This window comes from Pseudoalteromonas sp. ESRF-bin5 (assembly GCF_002632075.1).
Taxonomy (GTDB): Bacteria; Pseudomonadota; Gammaproteobacteria; order Enterobacterales; family Alteromonadaceae; genus Pseudoalteromonas; species Pseudoalteromonas marina.
In genome coordinates this window covers 1-9,423 of the sequence record NZ_NTLW01000118.1, presented here as the reverse complement: position 1 = coordinate 9,423, position 9,423 = coordinate 1, and the positions used below count along the sequence as shown (strand labels likewise).

Genomic DNA, 9,423 nt, shown 5'->3' with positions numbered 1-9,423 from the left:
ACGCGTGGATCGTCTTTACCGTGCATAATAAGCAACGGTGTTTCTGACTGACCAGCCCAGTAAATTGGGCTGCGCTCTAAATACCATTGCCATTTATCCCACGGGTATGAACGGGCATGCACTAAGTGCATTTCGTTTGAAATATCAGTGGTACCAAACTTAGAAAGTTGGTTAGTGACACCCACAAACATAACACTTGCTGCAAAATGTTCAGTTAGTTTTGTTGCACCCCAAGCAGAGGCGTAACCGCCGTAAGAACCACCTGTGATACCAACACGTTTGCTGTCAACTAGACCCATGTCGACTAAATGGTTTTTAAAGTCCACTAGGTCGTCAAACTCTTTACCAGCGTAATCGTTTTGCCCTAGCTTTGAATAATCAACGCCTTTACCTGTAGAACCACGATAGTTTGGATAAAATACCGCGTACCCACGTGCAGCACCCATTTGGCCAGGGCGAGAGTAATTGGTGATCCACCCATCTTTGTCGTGACTTTCTGGGCCGCCATGTACTGACATTATAAGTGGGTAGCGTGTGCCTTTTTTGTAATCGAGCGGGTATACAAGTACGCCGTCTAGTTCAACGCCATCACGCGCGTTAAGTTTAATCGTTTCTTGTTTAGCAAAACGTTTATCGTTCAGCCAGCTGTTTGAGTCTGTTAAACGCTTTGCTTTTTTACTACGCACAATAAACACTTCGTTAGGGTGCTTAGCACTGTTACCACGAAGTGCCAATGTTTTATCTGAGTCAGAAACACTTAACTGCGTTGCAATAAATTGGCCTTCATCAACTAACTTTTTGTATTTATTAGAGCCTGCTTTGATACTGGCAACAAAGCTTTGCGTACCTACATTGGCAATAAAGTTAAGCGTGTTACGCTTATGCGACCATTCAAAATCAACGACGTGGCCCATAAAGTTAGGTAGCCACTCAGTGATTTTTGCGGTTTCAGTGTCAGCAATAAATAAGCGGCCAGTTGCTGGGTCATGCTTATCTTCTGCGCCTAAAATAGCGACGTATTTACCATCATGCGACAGCTCGGCATCGCCCAATTTACCCTGTGTTTTAAACGATAAAGTTACTTTTTCGTTAGCAATATCATAAAGGTGCCACATTGATTTAGTATAGCGATCGTCAATAAGTGCTGTAGGTTGAGTTTTAACGAGTAGCTTTTCACTGTCGGCTGACCAGTTAACATCGCTTACATAGCTATCAATGTTTATGGCTGTTGGCGATAATGGTTTATCTTCTTTGGCCAAATCAACAACAAAGAGTTGTTTGTTTTTTAAACCTAGTTCGTATACTTCTGCTTTAAAACCAAGTTTTTTTAATTCTTTATCTGATTTGTCGGCAGCGGGCATCGCTAATAACGCAAGCTGTTTGTTGTCAGGGCTTAGTTGATAACTTGAAATAGAAGTCCCTTTTAATGACATAACTGCTTGTGCTTGTCCGCCATCAACAGGAATTTGGTAAAGCGAAGTAAATTTATCGTCTTTAAGCTTTGCCAAAAAGTAAATTGTTTTGCTGTCGTTTGACCATTGTAGGCTTTTAATATTAACCGAGCCGGTAATAAATGGGCGTTCAACACCTTCATCGTCTACAACGTAAAGTTCGCTGTAATTGCTGCCATTTTCGTCAACGTAAAGTTTGCGTGGTAACGAGCGTGTAAATGCAACGCTTTCACCATCTGGGCTAATACTTGTTTGTATTACCGATTTTACTTTTGGAATGTCTTCAACTGTGATTGCTGATTGCGCAAATGCAAGGCTGCTTGAAAGCCCGATTGCTAGCGCTAAGCTTGTCTTAAGCATTGTTATATCCTTTATTTTTAAAATCCAGATTAGTATAACAAGCTAAGGTTAATAAACTAAAAAATGCGATTAATGCTCAAAAGAGGGCGTTAAATGAAGGTGATAAAATAAATAATGAATAGCGCGGAATGTACCGCGCTGCTTTTTATAAACTTTTTTTAGGCGGTAAGGCAACGTTTGCAAATATAAGCCCGGCTACAAGCGACATAAATATTAAAAATGTTTGCTGGCCTATATGCTCTGCATATATAAAGTCTTGGCCTTCAATGAGTGAATTTAAGCCAATGTAGGTTTTGCTACCTGGGACTAATACAATCAAGCCCTGCATTGCCACAATTGAAGCCGGCGCATTAGCAACACGGTTAAATAAATTACTAAAAATACCCACCGATAACGCGCCAACAAAGGTACCCAATGTGTAATCTAAATACATTGCTGACCCAATACTTGTGCCATAGGCTATAAAGCCTGATGCAATAGACCAACCCGCATGTTTTAGTTTGGTTCTAAATATAACTATTAGGCTGCTACACAGTAAAAATATAGCAAGCCAAGGTGTCCAGCTGGGTAAAGGCTCCGGTTGAACAAAGTCTGCTTGGCCAAAAAGTGCAAAGCCAATGCCTATACCTATAAAGCCACCAAAATAGAGTTTAAACAGCAACATAAATGAGTCCATTACTCTTGCTGTACCCGATACCAAGTGGCGAGCTGCAAGCTCTGCCAATCCAAGTGCAAGCGCAAGGCCCGGTATAAATACAATAATGGCAGAAAGCACCACCAAGCGTATGTTTACTTCGGGTGTTATATAAACGCTTACAGCACAAGCCATAATTGCTGAAACAATAGCAACAAGTGGTTCAAGCATATGCGCTACACGTTTAGAGCGCATAGACCACAATACAAATATATACACCACAAGGGTGAGTAACGCAGACCAAGTTACATCGGTCCAACTGGTGCCCATAAGCATTGCAAATGCGCCGCCCGAGGTTGCAAATGCAATACCTGTCGTTAATTTATTGTAAGGGTTAGGGGCATCAAAAATTATATCTAGCTGTTGGTCTACTTCTTGAAGAGACAATTCTTCGTTAAGCATTTTATTTACAAGGTCGTCGGTATCGGCAAGTGATCCTAAATCATGATCGCCTGGGTCAACTCGTGCCACATGCGTATACTCATCTTCATGGCCGTCGGTCCAAATGACAAAGGTGACCGAGGTGGGCGACATAACAAACGACGATTTGAGGTCTAAGTATGTGGCGACTTCCATTAAGTGTGCTTCTAGGCGGTAGGCAGGCGTACCGTATTTATGAAGCATTTTACCCAACTTAACGATAAATTTGCGTTTTTCTGTAAAGGTTGCAGTTTTCAAATCTTATTTAGGCCAGTGTGTAAATAAATTAGCTAAAAGTATAGGCTAAAACGCCCATATGTAATGGGCGCGATTTTAAAGACTAATTGGTGCGTGTCTAGTCATTTTTAATCTAATTTTTTATTTTTCTCCGCTATCCATTGCGCCATGTATTGTGTGCTTCGCATTGTGTGATGTTTGAGCATTTGTCCGGTAAAGTTTTTTTCACGATGCGTGCTTAAATCGCTGCTTATTGCATCTATTTTATTAATGAGCGCCGCGCTTAATTTTACTTTGTCGAATACGGTGTTAAGTAGCGTATTGCCAGCTTGCTGGGCATGATTAAAATCGGTTTCATTGGTATAAAGCTCAACAGCTGCATTTGCAAAGTCTTCGGTATTATTAGCCACTTTACCAGACCAAGGTAAATCGTTGTGCATGCCCTCTACACCAATACTGGTGGTAACGCTGGGTGTTTGCATTATCATGGCTTCAAGTAATTTACCTTTAATCCCTGCGCCAAACCTAAGAGGGGCTAAACATACGCGCGCACTTTGCATTACATCATAGGCGTTATCGGCCCAGCCTTTTATTAAAAAACCCGTTTTAGGGTTATTAAGTGCTGTGGCTTTAGGTGGCGGGTAAGAGCCATAAATATGTAGTTCTGCTTTTGGTAATTGCTTGCGAATAAGCGGCCATATTTTTTGTAAGTAAAGTACTGCATCCCAGTTTGGCGCATGCCTAAAATTACCTATCGTCATAAAGTGCTGACGTTCATCAAAGCTTTTTGTGGTTTCGGGCAACGAGGTTAAATCGACCATAAACGGTAAATGGTGTAATAAGCTTGGTTCGACCTTAAATACGCTATTGAGTAATTCCATTTCGTAGCTTGAAATAATTAGGCTTAGGTCGCAACGCAAAATAGCCGCTATTTCGCGTTTAGCTATGTCTGAATGTAAATCGCTGGTTGTAAATTCACGCTCGCCTTTGTGCGCTTCATGGCGTGCGTTTCGCAGGCACTGTAAATCTTCGGTATCGAGAATCTTAATGGCATTGGGGCAATGCTTATCAACGCGCCAACCAAATTGTTCTTCCATCATAAATCGGTCAAACATTACAATATCTGGGTTATAGGCTTTAACGTATTCGTCAAAGCTTTCGCAATTAAGGGCAATGCTTTGACTTGTTATACCAAAGTCGTCAAGGTTTACCATGTGCTCTGTGCGTTGAGCGGGAGTAGCAAACTCCACTTGCCAGTTTTGTGCTGTAAATGCGTTTAATAATGACATCATGTGCGTACCCGCAGCGGATGAGTTGGGCTCTGGCCATACGTAGCCAATTACCAGCACTTTTTTCATTGGCTAGACTCTTTAATTTGTAAGTTAACATTTACCAGTGTTTTAACCGGTGGGGCTGTATTTTGTAATAGTTCTTGTAGTACTAAAAGGCAACGTTTTGCGATTTCATGCGTGCTGATTGCAACACTCGTTAATGTATCGTCAAGTAAGGCGCTATTTTTAACTTGCTGACAGCTTACTACTTTAATGCGTTGATTAGCTGCTAAGTTTAATGTGTTAATGCTTGCTAGCACGCCGTGGGCGATAATGTCATTCGCACACACAATGGCGTTAATAGCAGGGGTGCTTTTATAAGCCTGTGCAAAAGCATTTTTGGCACTAAGAGCGGAATTTTCACTGCATTCGATTGCGTTTAGTGGCGATATACTGTGTTGTGCACATGCGGTATTAAAGCCGTGTTGAAGTGTTAAGCAGCTGCTTAATTGTAAATTGCTGCCTATAAACGCAATGTTTGTAACCCCTTGAGAAAGTAAATGCATGCTAACTATATGGCTTGCTTTTTTGTAGTCGGGTAACACACAAGGTGCATTACTAAATGCAAGCTCTTGCATTAACGTAACAACGCTATGCTGAGAACTTAATGTGTCTAACCATTGGGTGCATGTATTAGTCACAGGGCAAATTATAAATCCGGCGGCGTTGTATTCTTTTAGTTTATTAATTGCCTGTGTTTGCTGCTCAACGTTATTGTTACTGCTAACAATAACGGCCTGAAAACCTTCATTGTTTAATATTAGCTCAAGCTCGGTGGCCAACTGTGCCATAACAGGGTCAGTTAAATCATTTATAACCACAGCGATTAAATTAGAGCGCTTTGAGCGCATAGCTGCGGCATCGCGGTTATAAACGTAGCCTAATTCATCAATTGCTTTTAATACTTTTTGTTTGCTTTTATTACTGACTTTTTTACTTTGAGTCAGCACCAAAGACACCGTTGACTTAGACACACCTGCAAGGTCGGCAACATCAAAAATTGTGACAGATTTAGCTTTGTTATGCATAGTTGTGTTTGTCGTAGTGATAGATTAAAAACGCGTTAGTGTAGCTTAAACAGGGCTGTGAAGTCATCTTTTGCCATGTGTTGAGCCACCTTAATGCTTTATGAACAAAGCAAAACGTGTTTATATACACTTAATTGTGTAAAAAATAACAAAAGGATAAAAACATGAACGCTTTTAGGCTGTTAGTTGCCTTTATTTGTTGTGTTGTATTACTACCATTTAGTCATGCAGAGCAGGGCTACCAAACTCCTTCGCCTGATTTAGCGGCAGTGGTAGATGCTAAATTGGCGCCCACAAGTTACTTATCAAGTGATGGTCAGTGGCTTGCGCTATTTGAACGCAGGCGTGTTGTATCGCTTGATGAGCTTGCAATTGAAGAGTTAAAGCTTGCGGGGATTAAACTAAACCCGGCTAATTTTTCACGCACACGGGTGCGCGCAAATTTTAGTGCTGTAGAACTTAAACATGTGCAAAGTGGCACTGTTATTAATATTAATAACTTACCAAATGGTATTATTCGCTCGCCTAAGTGGTCTTCTAATAGCAAATACTTAGCGTTTATTGTTGAACAAACAAACGAAGCAAATTTATGGCTTTATAGTGTTGAAAGTAAACAAGCAAAAATGCTTTCAAGTGCTGCGTTAAATTCAGTTTTAACGGCATCGCCATACCAATGGTTACCAGACAGCACAGCCATTATTGCAAACCTAGCTGTAAATGTGGGTAAACCACGACTAGAAAACAACAGCCAAAATGTTGTGCCAGTTATTCAGCAAAGTACTGGTGAAAAAGCCCCCGCACGCACGTATCAAAATTTATTAACGAGCCCATTTGATGAAGCTCAATTTAAGTTTTTTGGTCAAGGCCAGTTGGCTTACATTACCCTTGATGGAAAAGCTCAAGCTATTGGCAGTCCTGCACTTTTTAAATCGTTTTCGGTATCGCCCGACTCGACTAATATTTTGGTGGCGGGAATTAACGAGCCGTTTTCGTATCAAGTGCCTTACAGCCGCTTTGCGACAACGTGGCAAATATGGGGTATGCGCGGTTTTGCATTAGCCGAGCTTGCTAAGCAACCTTTGGCCGATAATATTCCACAAGGTTACGACAGTGTACGTACAGGAAGACGTAATTTTGAATGGCGAGCAGACCAGGGTGCTGAAGTTATTTGGGCAGAAGCGCAAGATGGCGGCGACATGAAAACTGACGTACCGCACCATGACTACATTTATAGCCTACGTGCACCGTTTAAACGCGAGCCAAAGTTATTTGCAAAAGTAGAACGTCGTTATGCGGGTATGGAGTGGGCTAATAACGACATTGCTATGCTGAGCGATTGGCGCTTTAGCGACCGTCAATTGCGTACGTATGTTATTCAGCCACGTAATGCCGATAGTAACCGTGTGCTGTTTTCAGAGCGCAGTTATAACGATGCTTATAAAGACCCAGGTAATGCTATTTACGAGCGTAACGATTTAGGCGCTAATGTAATTAAAGTGGTTGGTGGGCGTTATATTTACCTGCGTGGCAATGGCGCGTCAGAACAAGGTAACATCCCGTTTTTAGACAGGTACGATGTAAAAACAAATAGCAGCAAGCGTTTATGGCAATCACAAGCGCCTTATTACGAGCGTGTAAGGGCGCTGCTTGATGACGAAGGCGAGCGCTTTATTACAGTTCGTGAGTCTAAAACTGAGCAGCCTAACTTTTTTATTCGTGATTTAGATGACGATTCGTTAACCCAACTAACGCAATTTGAACACCCATACCCTGCTTTTAAAGGTGTAACAAAAGAACAAGTGCGTTATACGCGCGACGACGGTGTTGAGCTTTCTGGCACGTTATATTTACCACCAGGGTACGACAAAACACAAGGCACTTTGCCTGTACTTATGTGGGCTTACCCGCTTGAATACAAAGACAAAGCCGTAGCGTCGCAAGTTCGCGAGTCGCCTTACGGGTTTACGTATATAGGTTACTGGGGCCCAATGCCGTACCTTGCCAAAGGTATTGCCGTATTTGACGATCCTAAAATGCCGATTGTAGGTGTTGATGGTAGTGAGCCAAATGATCACTTCAGAAAACAGCTGGTTTCTAGCGCCAAAGCAGCAGTAGATGTACTGGTTGAAAAGGGGATTGCTGATAAAGACAAAATAGCCATAGCAGGGCATTCATACGGTGCATTTATGGTGGCTAACTTATTGGCGCATAGTGATTTATTTAAAACAGGTATTGCTCGCAGTGGTGCGTATAACCGTACGTTAACACCGTTTGGTTTTCAGGGAGAAGAACGTGATTTTTGGCAGGCGCAAAGTGTATACGCTAATATGTCTCCGTTTTTTCACGCCGAAAAAATCAATGAGCCAATGCTCATGATACACGGTAAAGAGGATCCTAATTCAGGCACTTTTCCAATGCAAAGTGAGCGCATGTATGCCGCGCTTAAAGGCTTAGGAAAAAATGCCCGTTTAGTTATGCTGCCTTACGAAGCTCATGGCTACCGTGCACGTAAAAGCTTATTACATGTATTGTGGGAGCAAGAGCAGTGGCTAGATAAGTATTTGTTAAATGATACACCACAGCCAGTAGAGGTCGTTAGCGAACCTGCTGTTAATACTCAGCAATAACAATACACATAGGTAAGCAACAGCGCGGCTAATTATAGCCGCGTTTTTGTTATGAATACGAGAGTAAATTAATGATTGATGTAGCAGCACTGGCAGTTTTTATTCCTACCTTCTTTTTTGTATCTATCACACCGGGTATGTGTATGACGCTTGCCATGACATTAGGTATGAGCATCGGTGTGCGCCGCACCCTGTGGATGATGATAGGTGAGTTATTGGGAGTTGCTAGTGTAGCTATTGCGGCGGTACTTGGGGTTGCAAGTGTCATGCTAAATTACCCTGATGCGTTCGCTATTTTAAAGTGGGTCGGTGGTGCCTACTTAATTTACATAGGTATAAATATGTGGCGCGCCAAAGGTAAAATGTCGGTTAATACACATAGCCCAAGTGATGTAAGTAGGCAGTCGCTTTTTACTCAAGGGTTTATTACCGCTGTTGCTAACCCAAAAGGGTGGGCGTTTATGATCTCATTACTCCCTCCGTTTATTAATGTTGACCAGGCTGTTGCGCCACAATTATTTATTTTACTTAGCGTAATTATGATAACCGAATTTGTAAGTATGTTAGCGTATGCAACAGGTGGTAAAAGCCTACGCTTGTTTTTAGCCCGAGGCGATAATATTAAATGGATGAACCGGATTGCAGGCAGTTTAATGATGCTTGTAGGTGTTTGGTTAGCCTTAGATTAATAATAAAGAGCCCGTGGCTCTTTATTATTTTGCGTATAACGACTATTAATTTTTAATTAGAACCTGCGTGATTTAACTGTGCTTGTAAAAATGGCGCCGTTTTACTTTTTTGTGATTCAGCGACCATTTCAGGTTTTCCTTGTGCAACTATGACCCCGCCTTCGTCGCCAGCTCCTGGGCCAATATCAATAACCCAATCACTGTTACTGGCTACTTGCATATCGTGCTCAACCATAATGACGGTGTTGCCAGCATCAACTAAGCCATTTAACTGCGCCATTAGCATGGCTACATCTTTTGGGTGTAGGCCTGTGGTTGGCTCATCTAAAATATAAAGCGTATTGCCACGCTGTGTACGTTGTAGTTCAGTGGCAAGTTTAATACGTTGTGCCTCGCCGCCCGAAAGTTCAGTAGCAGGTTGCCCTAAACGTAAATAGCCAAGGCCCACTTGTAAAAGCGCATTGAGCGCGCGCAAAATAGCGGGTTCATCGGTAAAAAATGTATGCGCTGACTCAACGGTTAAATTAAGCACATCGGCAATGGTTTTCTCTTTATAGGTAATGTCGAGTGTTTTTTGGTTATAGCG

6 protein-coding genes and 1 pseudogene are annotated in these 9,423 nt (G+C 42.0%); 2 read left to right on the top strand and 5 right to left on the bottom strand.

The window, feature by feature from the left end; translation table 11 throughout:
* The 4 genes from BCG07_RS05995 to BCG07_RS05980 all read right to left on the bottom strand — a co-directional run.
* Window positions 1-1,811: S9 family peptidase (locus BCG07_RS05995; RefSeq protein WP_286889269.1), on the bottom strand; the 1,811-nt coding region annotated here is incomplete at its 3' end.
* A 145-nt stretch (window positions 1,812-1,956) separates the two neighbouring features.
* Window positions 1,957-3,183, bottom strand: a complete 1,227-nt coding sequence (locus BCG07_RS05990) for a threonine/serine exporter family protein (RefSeq protein WP_286889267.1) — start codon at window positions 3,181-3,183, stop codon at window positions 1,957-1,959.
* Window positions 3,184-3,290: 107 nt separating this feature from the next.
* Window positions 3,291-4,520: a glycosyltransferase gene (locus BCG07_RS05985; protein ID WP_138739573.1), complete on the bottom strand. Its 1,230-nt coding sequence runs from the start codon at window positions 4,518-4,520 to the stop codon at window positions 3,291-3,293.
* Window positions 4,517-5,521: a LacI family DNA-binding transcriptional regulator gene (locus BCG07_RS05980; protein ID WP_286889265.1), complete on the bottom strand. Its 1,005-nt coding sequence runs from the start codon at window positions 5,519-5,521 to the stop codon at window positions 4,517-4,519. Before BCG07_RS05980 ends, BCG07_RS05985 begins: the two co-directional genes overlap by 4 nt.
* 164 nt (window positions 5,522-5,685) lie before the next feature.
* On the opposite strand from BCG07_RS05980, the gene BCG07_RS05975 reads away from it, so the two are divergent.
* Entirely contained in the window at window positions 5,686-8,148 is a 2,463-nt protein-coding gene (locus BCG07_RS05975) for an alpha/beta hydrolase family protein (protein ID WP_286889263.1), read from the top strand.
* 71 nt (window positions 8,149-8,219) lie between these two features.
* Window positions 8,220-8,837 carry a LysE family translocator gene (locus BCG07_RS05970; protein ID WP_008129686.1) on the top strand — a complete coding sequence of 206 codons (618 nt, stop codon included), beginning with the start codon at window positions 8,220-8,222 and terminating at the stop codon, window positions 8,835-8,837.
* A gap of 52 nt (window positions 8,838-8,889) precedes the next feature.
* On the opposite strand, the pseudogene BCG07_RS05965 reads toward BCG07_RS05970, so the two are convergent.
* Window positions 8,890-9,423: pseudogene (locus BCG07_RS05965) on the bottom strand (excinuclease ABC subunit A); the annotation flags it as partial.